The sequence below is a fragment of the Mucilaginibacter boryungensis genome (assembly GCF_015221995.1).
In the GTDB taxonomy this organism is placed as follows: Bacteria; Bacteroidota; Bacteroidia; order Sphingobacteriales; family Sphingobacteriaceae; genus Mucilaginibacter; species Mucilaginibacter boryungensis.
In genome coordinates this window covers 1,240,204-1,263,483 of sequence record NZ_JADFFM010000001.1, presented here as the reverse complement: position 1 = coordinate 1,263,483, position 23,280 = coordinate 1,240,204, and the positions used below count along the sequence as shown (strand labels likewise).

16 protein-coding genes are annotated in these 23,280 nt (G+C 41.8%); all 16 read right to left on the bottom strand.

Features of this window, described 5'->3' with window-relative positions; genetic code table 11:
- Positions 1-11: 11 nt before the first annotated feature.
- Positions 12-1,466 (bottom strand): TlpA family protein disulfide reductase, encoded by a 1,455-nt coding sequence (locus IRJ18_RS05280; protein WP_194105152.1) that lies wholly within the window; start codon positions 1,464-1,466, stop codon positions 12-14.
- A complete protein-coding gene (locus IRJ18_RS05275; protein WP_194105151.1) occupies positions 1,463-2,434 on the bottom strand; it encodes a glycoside hydrolase family 43 protein in 972 nt (323 codons plus the stop codon). Before IRJ18_RS05275 ends, IRJ18_RS05280 begins: the two co-directional genes overlap by 4 nt.
- A 3-nt stretch (positions 2,435-2,437) precedes the next feature.
- Entirely contained in the window at positions 2,438-3,571 is a 1,134-nt protein-coding gene (locus tag IRJ18_RS05270; protein ID WP_194105150.1) for a cellulase family glycosylhydrolase, read from the bottom strand.
- 25 nt (positions 3,572-3,596) lie between these two features.
- Entirely contained in the window at positions 3,597-4,553 is a 957-nt protein-coding gene (locus IRJ18_RS05265; RefSeq protein WP_194105149.1) for a glycoside hydrolase family protein, read from the bottom strand.
- 21 nt (positions 4,554-4,574) lie between these two features.
- Entirely contained in the window at positions 4,575-7,157 is a 2,583-nt protein-coding gene (locus IRJ18_RS05260) for a GH116 family glycosyl hydrolase (RefSeq protein ID WP_194105148.1), read from the bottom strand.
- 11 nt (positions 7,158-7,168) lie between these two features.
- A complete protein-coding gene (locus tag IRJ18_RS05255) occupies positions 7,169-7,336 on the bottom strand; it encodes a hypothetical protein (RefSeq protein WP_194105147.1) in 168 nt (55 codons plus the stop codon).
- A 2-nt stretch (positions 7,337-7,338) separates the two neighbouring features.
- A complete protein-coding gene (locus IRJ18_RS05250) occupies positions 7,339-8,328 on the bottom strand; it encodes a glycoside hydrolase family protein (protein ID WP_194105146.1) in 990 nt (329 codons plus the stop codon).
- Complete coding sequence (locus IRJ18_RS05245; protein ID WP_194105145.1) at positions 8,325-10,148, bottom strand: family 20 glycosylhydrolase; 1,824 nt, start codon at positions 10,146-10,148, stop codon at positions 8,325-8,327. Before IRJ18_RS05245 ends, IRJ18_RS05250 begins: the two co-directional genes overlap by 4 nt.
- Complete coding sequence (locus IRJ18_RS05240; RefSeq protein ID WP_194105144.1) at positions 10,148-12,409, bottom strand: glycoside hydrolase family 3 N-terminal domain-containing protein; 2,262 nt, start codon at positions 12,407-12,409, stop codon at positions 10,148-10,150. The genes IRJ18_RS05245 and IRJ18_RS05240 overlap by 1 nt, the downstream gene beginning before the upstream one ends.
- 55 nt (positions 12,410-12,464) lie before the next feature.
- Positions 12,465-13,925, bottom strand: coding sequence for a sialate O-acetylesterase (locus tag IRJ18_RS05235; protein ID WP_228072568.1), 1,461 nt, complete (start codon positions 13,923-13,925; stop codon positions 12,465-12,467).
- Between the two features lie 7 nt (positions 13,926-13,932).
- Positions 13,933-16,131 (bottom strand): DUF2961 domain-containing protein, encoded by a 2,199-nt coding sequence (locus IRJ18_RS05230; protein WP_194105143.1) that lies wholly within the window; start codon positions 16,129-16,131, stop codon positions 13,933-13,935.
- 191 nt (positions 16,132-16,322) lie between these two features.
- The gene (hisD, locus tag IRJ18_RS05225; protein WP_194105142.1) at positions 16,323-17,600 is read right to left on the bottom strand and encodes a histidinol dehydrogenase; all 1,278 of its coding nucleotides are present in this window, start codon (positions 17,598-17,600) and stop codon (positions 16,323-16,325) included.
- A 29-nt stretch (positions 17,601-17,629) separates the two neighbouring features.
- Entirely contained in the window at positions 17,630-18,703 is a 1,074-nt protein-coding gene (locus IRJ18_RS05220; protein WP_194105141.1) for a glycoside hydrolase family 43 protein, read from the bottom strand.
- A gap of 1 nt (position 18,704) precedes the next feature.
- Positions 18,705-19,883, bottom strand: coding sequence for a glycoside hydrolase family 172 protein (locus IRJ18_RS05215; RefSeq protein ID WP_194105140.1), 1,179 nt, complete (start codon positions 19,881-19,883; stop codon positions 18,705-18,707).
- Between the two features lie 4 nt (positions 19,884-19,887).
- Positions 19,888-22,050 (bottom strand): hypothetical protein, encoded by a 2,163-nt coding sequence (locus IRJ18_RS05210; RefSeq protein WP_228072567.1) that lies wholly within the window; start codon positions 22,048-22,050, stop codon positions 19,888-19,890.
- Between the two features lies 1 nt (position 22,051).
- A complete protein-coding gene (locus tag IRJ18_RS05205) occupies positions 22,052-23,278 on the bottom strand; it encodes a hypothetical protein (RefSeq protein ID WP_194105139.1) in 1,227 nt (408 codons plus the stop codon).
- Between the last annotated feature and the right edge of the window lie 2 nt (positions 23,279-23,280).

Here is a 23,280-nt window from a genome sequence, read left to right as displayed (position 1 = left end):
GCTTAATGATGTTATTTTATATTACCTAAAAGCTTATCTATTTGAGGATACAATGCTTTAATATGATCAGGCCCCGGACTGACATTATTTGCAATCCGACCTGAATGATCGATCAAATAATAACGTGGTATAGGCCCAACATCATAAACCCTCCTAATGCTTATCCGTGAGGCGTCTATTGCGAGCAGGTTTATACTATGCTGGCGCATGTTTAATTTTTTTATAGCTTCCTTCCATTCCGGTGTTTCAGCATCTAAACAAATATTTATAAAAACCACAGCTTTGTTTTTATAGTGGGCATGCAAAGCAGGGGCAAAATTTTTAATATCATAAATACACGGCCCACAGCCTGTACCCCAAAAATCAATAAACACTACTTTACCTTTAAACATGGATAGGGAGACCCATTCGCCTTTCTCGTTTTTCAACCGAAAAACAGGCGCAATGCGCCCGGGCCTCAGTTTACTAAACTGCGCAGCGTATCTTTTTAAGCTATCGGCATAAAAAGATGTTTCTACCCTGGTTACAAAGTCTGCGTATACCGCCTGAACCTCATCATAATCATAGAATTTTGAACTCTTTATAATAGAATTAGCAAGAAACCAATCGCGCATTTCTTTTGAATTAAACGCTCTCAATCCGGCATAATATTCCATCCAAGCCGGAGCGAATTTTACCCCATTATGTTCATAGTCCGGTTTAACCCCACCTACATGCCAACTGTTAAATGGTTTTATAAAACTAACATACTTCAACACAAAATCTCTGTAGACCGAACTGCATTTAAAAAGGGTTTCGTCCTCGGTACGATAAGCCGTTTTGTGCGCTAAATATGCGAAATGGTTGCTTTGAGCTGTGTTTGCAATAAGATCATATTTGTTTAATAAACCGTTGTCCAACATACTGCTGCAGTATTTAAAATAAATATCCGCTAGCATTTTTTCTGTATTCTTACCTACAGGTTTATCCAGTAAAAATTGTATCTCCTTATTATATAAATTGTTTAGCAGGGAAAATTTAATACTATCTGTTATACTGGTATGAAGTTGTTTTATTAAATTAACATACTTTTCACCATACAATCTATTAAGCCCAATTAAAGAATTCAATTCCTGATTTCTTTGTGGATCATTTGCCGAAACGCTAATCATGTTTTCTTTCATGTCCAAATTGATAGTTATTGTATCATTTTTTTGGACGAACAGCATAATGCCGTCAAAGTTTAAATAAAAATCATTAGCATAGCCTTCAATATTAATTTTTAAAGAAAAATCACCGCTTTTATCTATAGGGGCAGAAATAAATGAACTACCTAAATATCCGGTCTTTAAAATTCCAAAACCGTTATCATTTTTTATATGCCCTCGTATGATGGCAAAGTTCTTTTCATTACGTATGCCTTGACTTTGCGCCCTGGCACATGAAGTTATTGCAAATAATGTGATAAGGAATAGGAAATATTTCATGATTTTACAATTACTACAGGCCAACCTTTTTTATAAATAACAGGACTTATCAATAATACCCGCACGCCTTTATGCTGAGCTGAGATAGCATGATAGGCTATGTAGACATCTCCGTTATTATCCCTGAAGATGGAGTTATGCCCGGGCGCCAGCCAGTTTTCATCTTTTTCAAGGATAACACTGCTGCCTGTTCCATTTGCTTCGCCCAGGCGCTGAAATGGACCAAACGGGTTTTTTGCCCTTGCTACCATTACCGCATAATTAGCATGTGGCCCGCAACAATTATCGCCTGAATAATATAAGTAGTAATATCCTTTATTGTAATCTACCCATGGGCCTTCTACCAGTGTGCTATAGGCTTTTTCCCTTGCAGGATAAACCACCGGCTGCGGCAGGGTTCCTGGTTTAAAACTTTTCCAGTCGTCACTCAGCTCCTGAACGTTTATAGGTACATGGTCCGACCCCCAGTACAACAACTTTTTGCCGCTTTTAGGGTCAATAATGGCGCAAGGATCTATATTTACATAACCCTTGCCGCCTATCAGCGGCGTGCCCATATCAATAAACGGCCCATCGGGTTTTGTTGCAAAAGCAACACCAATACACATATCCATATCTTTAGTTTTTGACCTTGCGGAAAAAAACATCACATATTGCCGCTGCTTTTGATTGTATATTACATGCGGCGCCCAAAAATCGCGCCCTGCCCAGGTAGCGCCATTTGGCAAAGCGTCTCCCTTGTCCTCCCAGTGGGTCAGATCGGCAGACGTAGCTAACTGAATATGGGCGTACTTTCCATTAACAACAGAATTTGTAGCATAGCCATAATACTTCCCTTCTACATTAATTACCGTAGGGTCCGGAAAATCGTGGTTTAAAACGGGATTTCCAATTTGTTGTGCATTTACAACGACAGAGATCAGCATGCCTAATAAAACAAACTGAATTTGATAGCCTATTTTTTTCACCAATTAGTTTTTAGTAATTTCTTTTATAAAGGTCACCTCATCTGCCCTGTAAGGGGTACCGTCTTTATGAAATATTTCATGGAACCATAGAGGTGGTTCGCCATCGTAGTGTTTGCTCCAGCTATCCCAGGCGTACTTAGTTTGGGTTTTGCCATCAACCAAGCCCCAGTTAAGTGCGCCGACATGATATTTTTTAGCTACAGGCAACGTAGTTTTAAAAAAGCTATTATTACCACGGGCCATATATTCGGTACATATCATTGGTTTATCATAAGCCAAAAGCCAGTTCACCCTCTTTTCAAATTCAGCTGCATTATCATAATTATGAAAAGAGATAATATCCGATTGGGTTAACTGCACCGTTTCAATTGGCGACAGTTTATCAGGGGCAGACCAATCGCCCTTCCAAACTGCCGATGTTAAAGGTTGAGTAGGATTCACCGAGCGGGCCCAAACAAAAGCTTGTTTCAATAATGGCAAAATGTAAGCTGCTTTATCTTTCAACTCTGTCTTACCATACGATGAATTATTGGTATTATCAGGTTCATTCCATACATCCCATGCTAATATCCTTTTATCATTGGCAAACCTGCCCACCAAACCTGTGACATATTTTTTAAGCCGAGGGTATTGTTTTGGGTCCTGAAGCGCATCATATCCCGGGTTTTGAACCCAACCCGAATTATGTACACCCGGCTTTGGCGCCCGTTGCTTTCCTAATTTGGGGAAAGGGTCCCAGCACGAATCGAATAAAACAAATATGGGTTTAATGTGATGTTTGGCTGCAATAACTAAAAAGGTATTAATACGGTTACTAAAACCGGCGGCATCCTGCTGCCATAACAGGTCATGCAGGTAAACACGTACAGTATTCATGCCCAAACCGGATGCCCACCCCAATTCACGATCAATTGTTTTAGGATCGAAGGTATCGGCCTGCCACATTTCCAATTGATTGATAGCCGTGCTGGGGATAAAATTACAGCCCACTAACCAAGGTTGATTGGTCCCCCATTGTTTAGCTTCCTCCTTAGTCCATACAGCACGATGATGTATTGTGGCCTGCGCCTTAATATTATTTTGCAGTACAATAACTATTAGTATACTAACAAAAATGCTTTTGATTATTGATCTCATAATTTATAGGTTTTTATTGATGATATTAATTGTTAGCCTTCCATTGCAACGGCGCCAGGAATAAACCTTTCTTGTCCCAGCCTGTGTTAGAAATAAACCATCCCTCTTTTTTATCGTTGATTATTTCCGCAGCATGCACCGGAAGTGTACAAACCAGGTTTTCGCGTGGAAAACTTTCCGGGTCCTTTGACCAGTACACATCTGTTTGGTTGTATTTGGTCATAGCACGGCAAATAAACAAGTAAAAAATACCTTTTCGATTAACTACAAACGAACTCTCTGCATCGCCCCCCCAATTTACTACATAAGGCTGCACATGTACAACTTTAGGCCCGCTCCAATGAAACAGATCAGGCCCTGTTCTTAATGCCACAACCGAACGGTGGTCAACCTCGTTATAAGTACGGGTGTAATAATAGTAGTATTTGTTTTTGTATTTCATAATATACGAATCCCGCGCATGGCCTGCATCGCTAAAAAGTGGGTTCAGGGGATGCCGGTTCCAGGTAGTTAAATCGGTACTTGTAGCCATGCATAACCCACCCCACGAAGCATAATTTGGTGCGTCTTTCTGCATATTGCCTATGTTGTAAAACATGTAATAAATACCCTTATCCTTATAAACATAAGGCGCCCATAAAACCCGTTCTACACCAGGTTTTACAGTAAGTGCGTAATCATGATCTTCCCATTTTTGCTGTTTTAGCGAGCCTGCAGTTATATGAAAAAACTTAGTTTCGCCACCCCAAGGCTGGATAGGATGATGACCAATGATACCATAAGCATGCCAGGTGCCATCATCTCCTTTTATAAAGCAATGATCGTTGGTATACCATGTCGTGTCTTCTTTAGAGCGGGTATCGTTTGGATTAAAGATATGCACAAATGGTCCGGCTATTTCGGGTATTTCATAACTAACTTTTTGCGCCGACACCACATTAGTTATCAGCATCATTACATATAAAAACAAACTCTTTTTCATCGCATTTAAATTATTAAAAGGCTATGCCAGTTTTTTTACTATACCTGAAACAACAACTTTATCAACCGGTATCTTACCATATGCCACTTTAATTGAAGGCTGCCCCGCTTTAAGCGAAACCGTACCAAAACCAGTAGCGGTTGAAAGAAAACTTGTAAAATCGCCTACTTTAGAATTGATATGCAAAGTTTTGTCGACAGCATCATAGCGCACCCCTGTTAAACCTTCCAACATACCATAGCTTGACATGGCCCGGGCATACCAGTGGCCGCATTCATATTCATTAAATGGGTTCCGTATTTCACCATCGTACCTGTTACGACAAGCCCTCACAATATCAAGTCCTTTTTCAACTTCGCCCATCAGCATCAGGTGCGATGCCACTTGATATTCAATACCTGTCCACACTTCATTACTATAAACAAATGGCAGTGACAGCAGCCCTCCTTTGGGCCACGAACAAAGTAACAGCCCCCCTTCATTACCAATGGCATAGGTTGAGCGCTGTGGATTAGCATGTTCCCGTAAATTCGTCTTTAAATTATACTTATGCACTGCTAATAAATGCTTCCTGGTTTTTTCAGGATCCATTGGATCGCCTAAACCACACATGCGCGATAGCCAGCCTCCCATCACTCCATCTGAAAGACATCCCGCGCCGTATTGATATTTGGGGCCTTGTTTTTCAAGCACAGCAATAGCTTCCGGCGTATAATCTGTATGAAACGATTGTACTTTGGTTGGATTAGGTGCTTTCAATCCTTCCCATTGAATTTTTTGCACAAAGTATTCGCCGTTGTATAATTCCGACTCCATGAATTGTTTGCCCCTGGCATATAAAGTTTCATAACGTTGTACATCTTTTTTCAAAAATTTGCCCATAGTGGCAAGGGACTTTAACGCGCCCAGATAAAAACTGGTGGCAAAACCGGTTGGTCCCCAAAATTCAATATCATAGGTATTGTGATGTGGCTCTGCGACTACTCCTTTGCCTTGCGGGTCCCAGGTTTTAATACAATAATCAAGACTGGCCTGCACCTTTGGATATATATTGGCCATCCATTCATTATCACCACTGATTCGCCACTCGCGATATACTTTCATAATGCCGCCTAACTGCCCGTCAGATGCTGCATGGAAATTGTGTACTACAGGTGTTATAGGCAAATTAGATCTGAACATCTGATGCCCATCGTCGTTCTGGCTTTCATGAAATTCTGTATCTCGTAAGCTTCTTTCCAGCGATGGAAACAGATGCGATATGGCCTGCGCATAATTCCATACATGCGTACACGAACCATGACAACTCCCCCAGCTATCACCGCTACCTTCAAAGGCCCAAAAACGACCGTCATATTGCCGCAATACAGTTGGCGACTTTAAAATAGTCAGATTAGCTGCTACGGCTTCAATTACTTCAGGTGGCAGGGTACTTTTATAAAATGAGTCGGTAAAAAGATCCGTTTTTTGTAACAGATCAACATAATTGCTGGTCCAGTAGCTGGTAACAGCCTCTATATCTTTAAATTTGCTGCTATACCATGGTTTATGGTATTTTAGCAAGGGGTCCTTATCGGCCTTTTCTTTAAAAACAGGCTGCACTTCACCCAACTTCAGTTTGGTATTAGGCACATACCAGGCCATCATCAGCCTGATAGTTTTCTGCTCCCCGGGTTTTAATTTAAAAGGAATGTACAACGAGGCGCCGGGCGCATCTTTTTCAACAGGTTTATTACTAACTACCTCTCCTGCTTTTACACTATTCCAGGCCATGGTAAGTCCATCAAACCAACCGCCACGGAACCAGCAGTAATTAATAATTGCAGGCTCATTAGTGTAAATCGCGAAATCTCCCTGCTTTTGCGGATCGTTAGCGGTACCCTCTGCCGATAACACAAACCCATTTGGCATTGCCTTTATGGAGTTTTTTGTATCCGGCTGACTCATAAAGTTACGACTGTGGTAGGAAAAAATACCTTCTTCAGTGTTTTTACTGTTGTTTTTTAAAACATATTCTAACCCGCCAACGGGCAAGCTGGCATTATCGGCATCTGTTGGTATAAATGGGCTCCAACCTATTATACTTATATTTAGCGGAATATCCTTATCAGTCAAAATAACATTGGCAAATGGGAAATTGGCTTTAAATTCGGCATTTTCAAACCTTGGCAATCCCCAGGTAGCACCTGCTGTACCACCTAAACCCGCATTATGCTGGCCAAATTTTTTCCATGCAGGCACCTGTCCTTCCAGCACTTTAATTGCGTTGGTATGGCCCTTTATATTTATAGCCGCAAACATGGCAGGCTCGTTAAATATTTCAGGATTATTACGTACTGACATATGTGAGATAGCACCCGTACCCTCTAAACAAAACATACCTGCGCCAATACCGCCAATAGGAAACGCTATGCGGTTTAAATATTGACCGGTATAGGGTGCATTATAAAGTCGTTTTTTTTGAGCCGATGGCTTAACCCCCTCTTTTTCCGCATCCCCTGCAACGGACGGTTCTGCAAATAAAAAGGACGGGATAGTAGTGGCGCCTACAGTGCCAATAGCTACCTTTTTTATAAACGAACGACGGTTGGTTTCTTCTTTCATAAAATTCAGTTTTATATTCTTTTAATAACTTGTTGCCCGTTAATAAAGCCGACCATTGGATTTTCACCTACGCTTACTTGTAATTTTAGTTTGCCATCAGGTGACGCCACGATGTATTTTTGCGCTATTACTTGTGACGCAAATACAACTAAAATTAAGCTCAGTATTATGGCTTTCATCTTCAGTTTTCTTGTTTTATGAACTTTAGTTTTGCCACACGCATGCCATCCAAATGCGGCTTTAACGCCACTATATAGTACTGATCCTTAATTTTAATGATCTCCGGCGCTGCCACATTAAGTTGGCTTACCTGGTATTGGTCATTATCTATCCCAAAATTCAACGGATCTAATGAACTGTATTGCGTATTTAAGCCTTTGGGACCATAGTTTTGATTACGAAACAGAACGTATTGATCATTGACTTTCACTACAAAAGGGCATTCGGAGGCACCTCCATACCAGCTGGTCTGCTTGGCAGCCGATCCACCGTCCGAAACAATTACCGGGTCACTCCATGTTTTCAAATCTTTTGACCATCTGCAAAAAACAGCTGATTTAATAGGGATAGCCGGGTCATTTTTGGCCAGGTGCGCGCTGTAATAGCAATAAAATGTATCAGCTACTTTAAGCACCATTGGGTCGCGGGTATTGGCCATGGGGCCACTAAATAAAGCTGGTGAATGATCTTTATTTAATACGCGTTCAAACTTTTTACCATCTTTGCTTTTAGCCAGGCAAATGCGGTTCCAATCGCCGTAGAACATGTAGTATGTATTGCGTTCCTTTAATACAAAAGGTGCCTGTAAACCGCTTTTAGCCTCGCCCATTGTAGTATCACCTTCCATAGCTATACCTTTGGGGGCCCAATTGGTATCTGTAATATTTTTCCCTTCCCAACTATAAAACAGCCGGGTATAGCCCCCCGCTTTTGTACCGCGGATACACGACCAAAGCTGCAGACTGCCATCCGCCGCCTGCCAAATGCCAAAATCAACCGGCTCTTGTTTTGGCGATGTATATTTTCCCAGATCGGGATTAGTGGTGATATTCCACCAATCGCCATCTATTACAGGCACATAGCTAACTTTGCTTTTTTGAGCGAATGCCGTTACTGTGCATATGCATAAAAAAACAATCCCCGATATTTTATTTACAACTATTTGCTTCATGGTTTCTTAACATATGTAGCCTGGTAAACAGTACTTTGCCTGCCAGAAGGAAGTATAGTAATAGCTTTTACAACTACCGGTTTATTATCTGGCAGTAGTAGGTTAATGCCCTGGTTGTTTTTAGAACTATTAACAGTAGGTGTGGTACCATCCGTTGTATAATACACCGTTGCGTTTGATACAGCTGATTGCAGTTTAATTTCAATGTGATCATTCAGGGCAACTGAATCTTTTAAACCCACAGGTTCGGGAATACGGAAGTTTACTTGTTGCTGATCCAATGACGCCAAACGCACAGATAGCTTTTGCAAAAAATTAGTATAGTTCTTTTTTGTCGCTGGCGACCAGCCAATCTCGGCCACAGCCAGGGCCCGGGGGTAAACCATATAATCTGCATGGGCTTCATTGGGTATCTGTTCAGCCCAGGTATTCGCCTGCACGCCTTTAATATATTTCCTTTGGTCTTCCGTAAGCGATGAAGGTACGGGATCATAGCTATATACTTTAGATAATGGCAGGTAAGCGCCTGTAGCGTGTGGTTCAAGCTCGCGCTGACGCCCTTGGTAATAATCAAAATAAACAAAAGTATATGGGGTCATTATCACATCGTGATGAAGGCGCGCGGCTTCTATTCCTCCTGTTTCCCCACGCCAGCTCATTACCGTGGCATTGGGGGCAAGCCCTCCTTCAAGTATTTCATCCCAGCCTATCATCCGGCGGCCCTTACTATTAATATATTTCTCTATCCGCTGTACAAAGTAGCTTTGCAACTCGTTTTCGTCCTTCAAGCCTTCAGCTTTTATCCGTGCCTGGCACTTGGCACATTGCTTCCAACGGTCTTTCGGGGTTTCATCACCACCTATATGAATATATTTTCCCGGGAATAGCGCAACAACCTCGTCAATAACATCCTGAAGGAATTTAAATACATCGTCATTACCTACACAATACACATTTGAACTAATGGTTCCGCCTGTCAATACTTTATATTGCTGGTTGATACACCCCAAATTGGGATATGAAGCTAAAGCGGCATTAGAATGGCCAGGCATTTCTATTTCGGGTACAATGTTGATGTGCCTGGCTAATGCATAGGCAACCACCTCTTTAATTTGTTTCTGAGTGTAGTAACCACCGTAACGTCCATTTTTTATCTGCGGGGAGTCTTCTTCCAGCGATGTTGGCTCGCGCCACGCTCCGATATGCTGCAATTCGGGGTATTTTTTTATCTCGATACGCCAACCCTGATCATCAGTTAAATGCCAGTGGAAGTTATTGAACTTATACTGCGCCATTATATTTAGGAACTTTTTAATATAGCTAACCGGAAAAAAATGACGGCTTACATCAAGCATCAGCCCACGATAAGCGAAACGGGGTTCATCTTTGATCTGTACGCCTGGCAAGATTATCGTATTAGTTTTCTCAAGCGGGAAAATTTGCTGCAATGTTTGCAATCCATAAAATATACCTGCTGCATCGCCAGTAAGCCTGATGCCTTTTTGCCTGACAATCAGCTCATAACTTTCAGCCTTCGACTTATGATCATGCCGTATGCTGATACTTCCCTGGCCGGAAGTTGTTTTTGAAGAAATGCGTTTTAAACGGAAGCCATAATTTGTAAAAAGAAACTCATTTAACAAGCCGGCAGTTCCTTTAGCAGTGGCATCATTATAGGTTATATATTTTTTGGAATTTAACTTAAAACTTTGTGGCATAGTTACTACAGAAGCAGGTTCGGGAATAATAGATAGCGTATTGTCCTGCCCGTTAACATAGGCCGGGCATACCAATAACAATATGAGGATATAATATTTCATTAGTTTTTATTTATTGGCAGATATGTAAATCCCGTTTTTAAACCACCTACCGATAGCATAAAATCTCCGGGTTCAGTAACACGTTTAAGATTATTATTAATAAAAGAAAGCTGGCTGGCCGCTATTATAAATGTTACGGTTTTTGTTTCACCTGGATCCAGGCTGATCTTTTCAAATCCGCGAAGCCGTTTAACTTCAGGGGTGATGGATGCTACCAGATCGCTTACAAAAAGCAATACAGCTTCTTTCCCCGTATAATTCCCGGTATTAGTAATATCTACCGTTATATTAATGGGCTTATCCCCGGTTAATTTATTTCTGCTTAATTTTAGATTACTGTATTTAAATGAAGTATAACTTAATCCGTAACCAAATTCCCATTGTGGGTTGTAACCGGCATTAACATCAATACTTAATTCTTCGGTATACTTACGGTAGTAATTATGCAAGCTGTTAGGATAGCGCGGATAGGTATAAGGGAGTTTCCCGCTTGGGTTTATTTTGCCGGCCAAAACCCCGGCCAATACATTGCCACCCGAGTTACCAGGCAGGTAGGCCTGAATAACAGCTTCACAATATGGTTCGATAGCCGAAACTATGCGGGGGCGGCCTTCTGTAAGTATCAATACTATGGGTTTACCGGTAGCTTTTAAAGCCGTGGCCAGTTCAATTTGCGCAGTTGGCAAGGTCAAATCGTTTATATTGCCTGGCGTTTCGGCATAACTATTTTCGCCAAGGCATAATATAATCACATCGGCGTTTTTGGCTTTGCTTATAGTGGTGCCTAAATCTGTCTGTTCTGTAAACCTTGAACCTTCGGCATAATCTACATTAGCTGTACCAAATACATTTTGGATAGCTTTATAAATGGTATTTTTATCTTGCTCGGTTTCATTACTATTATCGCCCTGCCACTTACGCGACCAGCCCCCGTTTAGTGCCCGCATTGAATTTGCGGCGGGCCCAGTTACCAAAATTTTTTTTCCTGTTGTTAACGGTAGTAAGTTGTTTTGGTTTTTTAACAATGTAATACATTCAGCGGTTATTTCATCGTTGGCTTTTTGATGCACAACACTTCCAAACTCGGGGTAATTATTAGCACTCACTATTGGATCTTCAAAAAGCCCCAGTTCTATTTTCACTCTTAAAATCCGCCGAACAGCGTCGTCTATGCGGGCCATAGTCACTTTATGCTCTTTCACCAGTGCTACAAGGTCATCGCAAAATGTGTAATCTACCGGTACCATACTCATATCAATACCAGCATTAATAGCCATCATCACGGCTTCTTTATCATCTTTTGCCACATGGTGCCGCTGATACAAAAATTGAATGTCCTGCCAGTCGCTAAGCGCAAACCCTTTAAATTGCAGCTCATTTTTTAATATGTCTGTAAGGATATGTTTGTTGATATGTACTGGTACGCCATTTATTTCGGCGCTGTTAACCATTACAGTTTTTGCTCCTGCCTTAACAGCTGTCGCAAACGATGGCAGAAAATATTCACGCAGTTCCCTTTCGGGTATCCAGGCCGGGGTACGGTCATGCCCGCTAAGCGGCATGCTGTAGCCCATATAATGTTTTAAACAAGCCGCAATATGATATTTATCGATAGCTGCATCATTTCCCTGGTACCCGGTTACCATAGCTTTTCCTAATTCAGAAACCAGATACGGATCTTCACCAAAAGTTTCGTAAATGCGCGGCCATTGCGGACGGCGGCCAAGGTCAAGCACCGGGCTAAATGTCCAGGGGATAAACGATGCCCTGGTTTCATAAGCTGTAATTGCAGCCCCTTTTTTTACAAGTTCGCGATTAAACGTGGCAGCCTGGGCAATTTGTTGGGGAAACATCACTGCATTAAGCGTATAATTATTCCCGTGGATGGCATCAATACCATACAGTACTGGTATTTTTAATCGCTCGCTCAAGGCCATTTGCTGGATAGTTGCAATACGCTGACGCCAATTTTCTATAGTTTGGGCCCTATCCCCAATGTTTAATATAGACCCAACCTTATATGTTTTAATACAACGGGTAAGCTTTTCCAAATCCAGTTCGTTAGGTTCAACCAAATGGCCTGATGTAGTTTTCAAAAGTGATTCGACGGCGATCTGGGTCATTTGTCCAACCTTCTCTTGTATGGTCATGCTGGCTAAAAGCTTATCTATCTTTTTTTCAGTTACGGTATTTAGCTTGCCACCTTGCGCAAAAATGGCAGCGGGAAGCAATAGCAATAAAATGTTAATTAATACTTTCATTTAGCTTACATGTGCATGGCATAACCATGCGGATATTTATGAATTATAATTGGTATCAGTTTGTATTAAACTTGTATTCATTTTCAACAGGCCAGCTATCTGTACGAAATGGCCCAAGCGGAAGGCCATCTTTACTGAAAATGTTCCCTATAGCGGTATTGCTAAATTCATATCGCACAGCTACCGGCTCTTTTACCTTATCGCTCCAAACAATCATTTGGTTGTTTTTAAGGCGCGCATTGGCGGGATAAAATATTTTATCACTTCCTGCTATATACAATTGGGTTGCCTGCTTACCATTTATGGTTAAACCATGTTCGGCATTATCAACAGTTATAATTGCTTTATCCTTTTTTATACTCAGGCTTGCATATAACGGACTTTTATATACAATACCAGGCTGATGGTAGGTTTCGGCCAGGGCCCAGTTGGCTAACCTGAGGCCCACATCGTGTTTATCAGCAGGGTGTACATTGTTGGTATCGCTGGTAAGGTCGGTAGTGATCACCATTCCGGTGTTAGGGTGCTTCATACTTGCGGTCTGGGCTTCACGGATTAAAGCCCCCCAATTTTTTTGCTGATATTTGAAAGGTGCAACCTGTACAAAATAAAAAGGCAAATTTTTATGAAAGGCCCCACGCCATGCATCAATCATAGATGTAAATAAGCGCTGGTAAATTGATGCCACATGGGAATTATTTTCACCCTGGTACCAGATAACACCGGCGACGGCGTAATTAGTAATAGGCGCTATCATAGCGTTATAAACATAACCGGCTATATTAGGCACCTGTCCGTTAACTGCTATCTTCTTTGTCGCTTCTTTTAAAATGGGATCGTTGTTAATAATACTATCAGGTGTCCAGACATCGGCTGATGAGCCAGACCAGCATGATTGTATTAACCCAACCGGCAAGTTTAATTTGCTGTTTAAATTTTTACCAAAAAAATAACCGGTTGCGCTAAACGTGCGCAGACTCGCACTGTCGCAAATTACCCATTCTCCTATACAGTCTTGCTGCGGATAAGGCGCCGATGCCTTTGCCATATGGAAAAAGCGGATATTATTGTTTTTAGCTTTGGGTAATTCGGCCTTGATATCCTGCAACCCCCATGTACCCGACATTTCCATATTACTTTGCCCCGAGCATACCCAAACTTCACCTATTAAAACATTAGTAAGTACAATACTATTGCTACCGTTTAATTTGATAATGTACGGGCCGCCAGCAACCGGCGTTTTAATAGTAAGCTCCCAGGTGGCATTTCCCGTAACGGTAACCGTAGGATAGGTTTTATTATCCCATGATGTTATAATAACCACTTTTTCATTCGGCTCGCCCCAACCCCAAAGTTTTACATCGCTTTTTTGTTGCAAAACCATGTTACTGCCAATAATATTTGGCACCCGGATAGTGCTGTAGCTTGTTAAAGCTGCACAGGTAAACAATGCAATAAATGCAGTTTTTATAAGCTGGCGATATTTTTCAAATGTTGTATTAACTTGATGCATCATAACAGATTTACAGATCGTTCACTTTAAAATCGGGTAAAACATAACTATAAACATCATATTTCAATTCGCTCCAGCTACTTTGATTGGGAAATGGATGCCCGGGATATAATTGTTGTTGATTAGGGATGAATTTCACTCGCACTTTTATAGCCGATTGGCCTTTGGTCAACTGCGCAGGTATAAGGAATTCATCATCACGGAAACGACGATTGGAAGTTTTTACATGATACCTCCGTTTACCTAATTCGCCATCATTTGGTCTTGATTCTATACAAGTATTCGAACCGGCCAAATACCATACGCCTGCTTTTTTCCATACACTTCCGGGCGTCCTTTTATCATTTCCAATCGAAGCAATATATACCTCAGCGGTCTGATTAGGATAGCTGTAATCTAATGTGCGGCGTAGCAACACGCCTAAATTTGCAGGGTTAAGTTTTAAAGTAAACTCGGAAACCCCCGTTGTATGGCGGCCATCTTCATCGTGTGCAGGATATATCTCTTTTCCTATCTTATCATTATAACCTGGTATTTTTTTCAAGTCCATTCCCCATGCTCCTGATGGATAAGCATCCGGCCCCCATTCATACCGGGAATTAATATTAGCTACCGCTGATGCCTGCGGTGAATAATAATTATGACGCTGTTCATCAGCTATTTTTCCAATATCAATAGAATCTGTTTTAATTAACGAAGCCGTGGGTAAACCATACCAGTAGGTAACAGCTTCGTAGTGTTCAGTCGATACATTCTCACTATGCTCAAATCTAATTACCGCCCTTTTACCAAAAGGCATCAGATCGGCAACCAGAAAACGGTAGGCAGATTGGATCAGGTCTTTATCGTTAACGGCTGTTTTCTTTTCGGTTGATCCGCAGGGGTGTCCGGCCAATGGCAATGTCATGTTTTCACCGCCCCAATAATCGCCACCACCTGCCCATTCTTCCGTTCCGGTACCCTGGGCCTGTGGGGTTTGGCTGTCATCAAAAAAGAAACGCGGATCGCCCTCTAAAGTATTCAGGTTTGCATTATGCGAAAATATAAACGAGGTACCCATAAAACTTCCAGTCCAATCACGGTGCCCTTCAATGCCCCGGGTATCCAGCCAAGTCATATCCAATCCTAATTTTGGTTCAGGAATATCCTGGTATGTAGCATGGAAATAACTACTGACTTTAGTCGCTAATTTTGATGGCTCATAGCGTAATTCATAATTTATTTCTGTATCGCCTGGTGTGATGCCAGTTAGTTCAACCTTAGCCGACCTAAAAAACGGCATGGGATAGTAGCACGCCAGCTCAACTTTATTGTTTGGATAATCGTACCTGATGTTAATTGGTAACCCTTTAACCAGATACTCCTTTTTCTCGCGATTAAAAAAAGTACCTGCACCAAAAAACAAACATAAAGGTGCATCTATAGACGGATACCTGGCATTATCCCAGGTAAGGCGCAAATGCAGCCGCTCCAGATCAATAGCCTTATCAAGCGGTAATGTCAATTTTAAAGCTCTTAATGCTGATGAAGCGGCAGTAATATTGGCCAACTGTACAATTTCTTTATTAAGCTTTATTTTGCCGTTGATCTTTTTAATATTTTTAGGTGCTATATCAGTTCCCGCACGATCCACAAAATCAGTAACATCCTTATCTGGTTGCTGGTTGATATCCCATGCTGTAATCGGTTTTGATAGACTGCCAGGGTTGGCATACAGATGATAGATATAATAGCCCGTGCCATAGTTGGTACGGGAATAAGCTATTCTTAAAGAATCCCGGAAAGGCATCGGTGTCCAGATCAAGTCGGAACCTTTGGTTGTCGACCATGTAAAGGCCATCGGTTTTGGGAAAGGTGTGACTGGGATAAATTCAGTATTATGAAAAACCTTAGTAGCGTTTATGGGTGCATCGCTGGCCGTTTCTTTCACTATATTATCCTTCCCGTCTATTATAAAATGCCATGGACTGCCATGCCAGTGGTTGGTGCGAAAAAAGTATAGTATACCTTTACCTTTTACATCAAGTGTCGTGTTGTCATCTTCACTATCGTTCATAAAAAGAAAATGCGAAGCATCAGGACCTGTGCTAGTACGGTCATAGGTACTGCGCATATATGCCCGTACCCCTATGCGTTGCAAAGGCAACTGGCCCCATTTACGATAAGCATCCAGCCCTATCGGTATGACAGGAACTGGACTGCTTTTCATAGTTGATTTTTGGTATTGTGCATACGACCTGTCAGGTAACCCTGTAGTTAGTGCTATTAATAAGATTGCTATAGTGCAATTACTACACACACTAATAAGCGGTATACTGAATAAATCAATAGTCCGTCTGATATGAATTAGATATGATCTGATAGTTTGCAACATGGTTTATAATTTGTATTTGTCCGATCTTACTTTTTGATATACCGCCTTACGCGCAAAGCAGCCTGTTCTTTATGACCAGCAAAACCTTCCAGTTCGCACAATCGCATGGCATACTCGCCTATAACTACACTCGCTTCGGGGGTACAGCGCTGATAGGTACAATTTTTAAGGAATTTTCCTACCCACAAACCGCCTGTATATCTGGAAGCTTTCATAGTAGGTAAGGTGTGATTGGTACCTATTACTTTATCTCCGTAAGCAACATTGGTTTCAGGGCCCAAAAACAAGCCGCCGTAATTGGTCATGTTATTTAAAAAATATTGCGGGTCTTTAGTAAGCACCTCTACATGTTCGTAGGCCAGTAAGTCTGCCTCGCGTACAGCTTCTTCCTCATTTTCAACCAGTATAATTGATCCGCATTCTTTCCAGGCTACACCGGCAATATCGGCAGTAGCTAATGTTTTAAGTTGTCGCTCAATTTCCACAACTGTTTCCCATGCAAGTTTTTCAGATGTGGTAATTAGGGCAGCAGGCGATGTAGGGCCGTGTTCTGCCTGTCCTAATAAATCACAGGCTACCATTTCGGCGTCGGCTGTTTCATCAGCTATTATTAATATTTCTGTCGGGCCGGCAAATAAATCGATCCCTACCCTTCCGTACAATTGCCGTTTTGCCTCAGCCACATAGGCATTACCCGGACCAACAATCATATCAACCGGGGATATGCTATCTGTACCTATAGCCATAGCGCACATTGCTTGCACACCGCCAAGAATATAAATCTCATCGGCGCCTGCAAAATACATGGCGCATACTGTAGCATCGGGTATTTTGCCGTTTATAGGTGGCGTGCAGGCAATTACTCTTTTAACCCCAGCAACCTTTGCGGTAAGTATACTCATGTGCGATGAAGCTACCATAGGGTATCGCCCGCCTGGTATATAGCAGCCTACGCTATTAACCGGAATATTTTTATGGCCAAGAAAAACGCCGAGAATAGTTTCAACTTCAATATCGGTAATAGAAGCCCGCTGCTGTTCGGCAAAAAACCTGATCTGTTTTTGGGCAAATAATATATCGGCAATTACCTGCTCTGGTGTACGGTCAACAATTTCTTTAATTTCAGCATCAGTTAAACGGAACGATGCAGGCGACCATTGGTCAAAAGATTTTGCATAGTTTCTTACGGCTATATCGCCATTTTCTTCTATATCCTTAATTATTTTTTCTACAGTCCCCTTCACTTTTGAATCTGCTGTTTTTATTTCAGATTCACTTTTTCCTTTTTTTAAAAACTTAGCCATTGATGTATATATGCTTGTTGTTATCTTATTTAATCGCCTGAAGGTTTAGTTAACTTTGATGACACTGCTAAAGGTTCACCAAAATTTGGTGTTCCATCAGTATTCCAGGTAAATTTTTGGATGCGCGGACTGCGGGTACCGCCGCAACCCAGCCCGCTTTGTGAATTGGCATGATATACTATCCAATCTTCTTTATCATCTTTCGATTTAAAGAAACCATTATGTCCAGGCCCAAATACGTTATTATTGATACTTTTACTAAAAACGGGGGTGGCGCTTTTTGTCCAATCAGCTGGGTTTAAAGGGTCGCCATTGTCTTTTAACCTTAACATTCCCAAGCCGTAGTCATCGGTAGCGCAATTGCTGCCCGAGTAAACTACAAATGCGGTACCTGAAGGGCTGATCAAAGCTTCGGGGCCTTCATTTACAGATGATCCGCGCTTCTCCCAATCATAGTCGGGTTTGGATATTTGTACCCTGGCTGATTTTAACGTCCAGGGGTCGCTCATTTCAGCAATATATATGCGTTGTGTAGCATCCGAGGCAGATATTTGACCGCTCCATATAAAATACATTTTGCTTTTATACTCCATAACGGTTCCGTCTATAGCAAAGAAGTTAGCGGCAGGATCACCAATTTTCCCTTTATCAACCCAGGCGCCGCTGGTTGGGTCCCCTCCGGCATTTTCCAATACAAAGCAGCGTTGGGTAGCTAAGTCGGATGACGCGCCCGCGGTATAATACAGGTACCATTTACCTTGCAAATAATGCAATTCGGGTGCCCAGATATTTTTTGAATTGGCGCCTGTAGTCGGTGGCGACCATACAACTTTAGGGGTTACTTTGCTTAGGTCTGAAATAGCCGGTGTTGCCCATAGGGTGATATTAACTGCGTTGGTGCTTGTAAAATAAAACATACCGTCTTTTTTATAAATCCAGGGATCCGGGCCACTGCTTAGTAAGGGATTGTAAAAGGTATTGTCTTTTACAACTACCGGCGGCGTAGTATCGTCGCCTTGTGTTGAAGTGTGTTTTGAGCACGATAAACCCATGGCTATTAAGCCAATAAGCAGGGCGCCTTTAATTGTTTTGTGTCCTCTCATATTAATTCCCCCATAATTTTGGATCATTACCTTTGCTCTTGCGCCATTCGTTACGCCATTTATGAATATCGCCCAGATTAATAAATGGCATGGGTTTTCTGGCCTCCTTATCAGGAATGGCAGGTACAGCAGTGGCTTCACTTTGATACCAATAGGCCACGCTCGCCAAATCAAGCGTCAGCACATTGTTATGTCCGTGTTCAATAGTGAATTTAAAATCCTTATTAAAAAAAATCGGGTCGTTAATATTGAAGCGATAAAGATGCGTGCGCCCAAGCCAACCGATGTCGTTATTAACCCTTGGATAACCATAATATGGATTAGAAAAAGGCGTTTTAGGACACCACGCAGTGTTGAAATAATCTTCGGTACCGGTACCATGAAGCGTGGGCATTGTGGCGCCATCAATATATATCATGTCGTCGCCCTCACCATACCACATGGGTGTAGGTGAGTGAACATAATAATTAACCCCAACAAAATGCCCTTTACCTTTAATATCGGCTATTACATAATTATCCTTACCAGTGATATTATTGCCGGTTTTACCTAAAGTGCCCCATTCATTCTCTCCTTCTTCTTTTGATGCCCCCATCAACTGTTTATTATACCAGCTATGGAAACGCCCGGCATTGGCAGGCAACTTATCTACAGCTATGTAATCAACATAATAATAAAAATTACTTATATCCCTTCCAGATTGATTTTCTATTTCTATACGCGCACCTTTTGCAAAAGGCATATTAAAATAGCATACCATACCCCGGCCCTGAACCGGGCTTGCCGATAATGGCAACGAATTATAGTCGTATGCTTCATTCCACCCCTGGCCAAAAAAAGGTCCAATTGGAGATGCTACCGATGGGTAGGTTTTCCCATCCCAATACATCCTGATAATTACATCGTTCCGGCTAAGTGTACCAGGGTCCGGTGCCATGGTGATCCAGATATGGGTAACCGCACCTGCGCCCCCTACGTCAAATATGGTTTTCTTCTCGCCGTTAGCAATCTTAATAAAATCATCAGTACCGCCATTGCGGTCATAACTGCTTATCCTTTTTGATGTGATGCCCTGTTGTATTTGCGATAACGCTGATAGGTCATTATTAAGTATCTGCGCTTGCATGCTTATAAAGCATATACACAGCGCAAAAAGAAGGGTTGCTTTTGTCCTTATCATACTATTATTCTTTAGGTTTGCTCATCATTTGTTCAATAACTGCTTTGCCTGATGTGGCCATGCCCGAGTTTTTAGTTACATCCCAGAAGCTTTGTTTTTGTTGTATTTGTATTTGGGTTGTCACAATCCAACTTTGTATCCAACCGGTTAATGTACACCAGGCACCCCAACCAGCATCTGAATTAGATGCCCAATAATCCCACTTACCATAATCGAAAGCCCTGAACCATGCGCCATCCAGGTCTTTATGCTTTTCACTTTGTACTTGTACACGGGTTAAAAAATCCGATAATTTATTGGTGGCTTCTTTATATTTAGGGTTCCCCGTGGCCATTTCAGCTTCATGCAAACTGAACAAAGCAAAATTATTGGTATACAGCATACATGATATTTCTTCACCATTTTTAAATATCAATGAACCTTCGTCCGATCCGTAATCCGAGTTCTTTTTTAACTCTTTAAACATCCCCTTACCTTTTGCACCCTGTTCTTCCCTGATTGCCCCGCTTTCCGATTGATTTTTTAACATTTCCGTCACCATCATATCCAGCCATTGGCGATGTTCTTCGGTGTTTTCAATGCGAACCAGCCATGCTAAAGGCAATATCATGCGGGCGCGTTGCGTTTGCATGCTACTGCCCCATCGCCATTTATCAGGATAAACTGCCATAGTTTCTTTTATGGCCTCCTTTGTTTTGGTTAATAATGGCTCGTACCCTGTTTTAGCGTACAACCACAAATAACAAGCCCACATCCACGATTCAAAATGCGGCGAAAAATGCTGGAGGTCCCGATTATAGTAATATGGCCAGCCATGTTTGATGATATCGCCCTCCTCCAGGCGCTCGCCCCTAAAACCCTGTTTGCCTGTCGTCCTGAAATTACCCATAATTGCTTCGGTCAGCTCCTTGTCCCACCTATCTGTTTTTAGATAGTTTGCTGCGGCAATGGCTCCAAGTATAGCCCGCGAGTTATCATCGCCGTAAAAAGTCCCTGCATTAGATGTCGCCCACCCAAGTAATCCAAATGCTGGACTATTTGGATCGTTTTTAGGCCCGGCGCGCAGGTTTGATGTTTTAAACATGAAATCGATCAGGTTTGCCGATTTGGTTTTATATTCATTGTTATTAAGCAGGCTGCCAGCAGCGGCCAATGTCATACTGGCTTCGCCCTGCACATCGGCGCGCATCCAATAACGATACTGCTGCCTGCCATCATAATAAATAGTAGATGTATGACCTTCTATAATACCTAAGGTACCATCGCCATTAGGCTTGTTTAAATCAAGTGGTGGCCCTATTGGCTTCGTACCATTATTGCCATATTTTTCCCACTCGGCTTTCCAACTTGGATGCACAAAAAAGTGACCATTATTAAACCATTCTACCCCTTTTCTTATGCTGTTTATTTTGGCTGCTGGTGGTAAAGGTTCGTCCTGGCCAAACATGGGTTTAACATCTTCTCGCCAGTGTTTCAATTGCATGTTCCTTGTGCCCATAATACGTTCTAAAATATACCGCCATACGGTTTTAATTGAAGCTTGAGGGCCGTATCTGCCGGTTTCAAAGTTGCTTAAACCTGTCATAGCTATTAATGTCCCATCCTTTTCAAAAAGTATTGGATTAGTTGGGGTATCATCCAAGCCATATTCTGCTTTATCCACCCCTACTACTTTGGCCAGGACAATTAAAGGATTTGTTGCCTGCACAGGTAGCACAAAACAATTATTAATGCCCAGCAGGCTCATTGGTTTTAACCTTTCTCCAAAAAGCCCGGTGGTTACAACGCCTCGTTCCAGCTGTGTTTCTAATGGTTTAGAAGGAATATCCAAACCGGGGAATTCGGCAGGATATTCTATATAAAGTTTTAGTCCTTTTGCCTTAGCTGCCGCTAATAGTTGTGCAGTAATACGATTTTGGGGATCGGTTTGCGGATAATTTTTAGCTAAAATAAATACCCCCGAACCTTTTACAGCAGCTTTAACAGCCGCCATAGGGGTTTCGCACTTTTTCAGGTTAAAACCCTCGCGCTTTAATAACTGATAAAGATCATTTTGCTCGCTTCCATAAAAATACAAAGCCCGGGGTAAGGCAGATCCTTGTACGACAAATGCAATAATTACCAATGTTACCAGCAATATACTTTTAATTATAGTCTGTATTTTCATATCAGCTGTTTATAGTAGTATAATATAATTCTTTCAATAATCTCGTGGCTTCCTTAGCCAGTAATTGATCGGTACCGGGTTTAAGAAATGACCATTTACCCGGGCCAACCTCGTATCCTCCCTCATTAAAGGCGGCCTGAGTGGGTAAATAGCCAATATTGTTTTCGCCAAATCCTGCAATAACTGTATGTTCAAACGGTGAGTTTTCCTCTATTTCAAATGCTGTTTCAATAAATACTTCGCCTGGTAAAAAAACAATTGCCAACACGCCTATGCATATTACACTTAACCGGCCAATAGCGTCATCCATATTAGTAATGCCCGCTTCTTTTCGTGCCGGTAACTGCAACTCGTTATGTATAAATTTAAATTCCGTAATATCTATTTCAACCCTACCCTCCTGTTTTTGAGCAGTTTCTGCTAAAGCTATACCATGTTTGCGGGCATATTCAGCCCCGCAGGAAACTGTTGGCGGATTGGTGTTGCCCGCTGCTCCATTTAAAAACAAGGCCACTCCATTTTGTGCTGTTTTTTCAAGCGCTATACACATTTCACCAGGAAATTCGGGAGAAATTTTTGGTATACACATTTCATGCACCGGATGGCACACCGCCTGCACAACAGTAGCAATGCCACACCCTGAATCATCCTTGAAATGCAATGTCTTTACCCGACGATCGACAGGAGGCAGATCCAATAATTCGGGTGCAATGGGCTGGATAGCATCGGACATTATTATACCGGTTGGCGTTTTTATCCGGCGCTGCATAGAATAGCCGTTTAAGGTATCAGTGGATATTGATAAACTTGAGGGTTTTAATCTGACTATTGCTTCATTAATAGCCGTTTTTATCCGCTGCTTCATATCATCCAGCCATATTTTATAAGATTTGGTTAAATATAACCCAGACATAGCGCTTGATTCAGGCGCGCTATGCGTATGTGTACAGCATATGATGATCTTATCGGCAGGAATAGTGTCCGACAATGATTGTTTAAAAATTGTCCAACCACCAACTGATGTATCATTTATTGCCAACAGGTCAAGCGCAACAATAGCAACTAATTCATCGCCCGATTGTAAAACAAGTATCCTGGCTTTTAAAGGTAACCGAATAGATTCAAAAGGTTCGTACAAACCTTTTACAGATGATGTTAATAAACCAACTTCCAGTGGTGGTGTAATATCTGCCACTGCGGCGCCGGCCTGTAATTGTAGTTGATCCATTT

What these genes read in the sequence shown, in the direction of transcription:
- IRJ18_RS05280 (WP_194105152.1), bottom strand. Translation starts at nt 1,466, where the DNA reads ATGAAATATTTCCTATTCCTTATCACATTATTTGCAATAACTTCATGT.
- IRJ18_RS05235 (WP_228072568.1), bottom strand. Translation starts at nt 13,925, where the DNA reads ATGATGCATCAAGTTAATACAACATTTGAAAAATATCGCCAGCTTATA.
- IRJ18_RS05215 (WP_194105140.1), bottom strand. Translation starts at nt 19,883, where the DNA reads ATGATAAGGACAAAAGCAACCCTTCTTTTTGCGCTGTGTATATGCTTT.
- IRJ18_RS05260 (WP_194105148.1), bottom strand. Translation starts at nt 7,157, where the DNA reads ATGAAAGAAGAAACCAACCGTCGTTCGTTTATAAAAAAGGTAGCTATT.
- IRJ18_RS05265 (WP_194105149.1), bottom strand. Translation starts at nt 4,553, where the DNA reads ATGAAAAAGAGTTTGTTTTTATATGTAATGATGCTGATAACTAATGTG.
- IRJ18_RS05240 (WP_194105144.1), bottom strand. Translation starts at nt 12,409, where the DNA reads ATGAAAGTATTAATTAACATTTTATTGCTATTGCTTCCCGCTGCCATT.
- IRJ18_RS05205 (WP_194105139.1), bottom strand. Translation starts at nt 23,278, where the DNA reads ATGGATCAACTACAATTACAGGCCGGCGCCGCAGTGGCAGATATTACA.
- IRJ18_RS05210 (WP_228072567.1), bottom strand. Translation starts at nt 22,050, where the DNA reads ATGAAAATACAGACTATAATTAAAAGTATATTGCTGGTAACATTGGTA.
- IRJ18_RS05220 (WP_194105141.1), bottom strand. Translation starts at nt 18,703, where the DNA reads ATGAGAGGACACAAAACAATTAAAGGCGCCCTGCTTATTGGCTTAATA.
- hisD (WP_194105142.1), bottom strand. Translation starts at nt 17,600, where the DNA reads ATGGCTAAGTTTTTAAAAAAAGGAAAAAGTGAATCTGAAATAAAAACA.
- IRJ18_RS05255 (WP_194105147.1), bottom strand. Translation starts at nt 7,336, where the DNA reads ATGAAAGCCATAATACTGAGCTTAATTTTAGTTGTATTTGCGTCACAA.
- IRJ18_RS05250 (WP_194105146.1), bottom strand. Translation starts at nt 8,328, where the DNA reads ATGAAGCAAATAGTTGTAAATAAAATATCGGGGATTGTTTTTTTATGC.
- IRJ18_RS05245 (WP_194105145.1), bottom strand. Translation starts at nt 10,148, where the DNA reads ATGAAATATTATATCCTCATATTGTTATTGGTATGCCCGGCCTATGTT.
- IRJ18_RS05270 (WP_194105150.1), bottom strand. Translation starts at nt 3,571, where the DNA reads ATGAGATCAATAATCAAAAGCATTTTTGTTAGTATACTAATAGTTATT.
- IRJ18_RS05230 (WP_194105143.1), bottom strand. Translation starts at nt 16,131, where the DNA reads ATGAAAAGCAGTCCAGTTCCTGTCATACCGATAGGGCTGGATGCTTAT.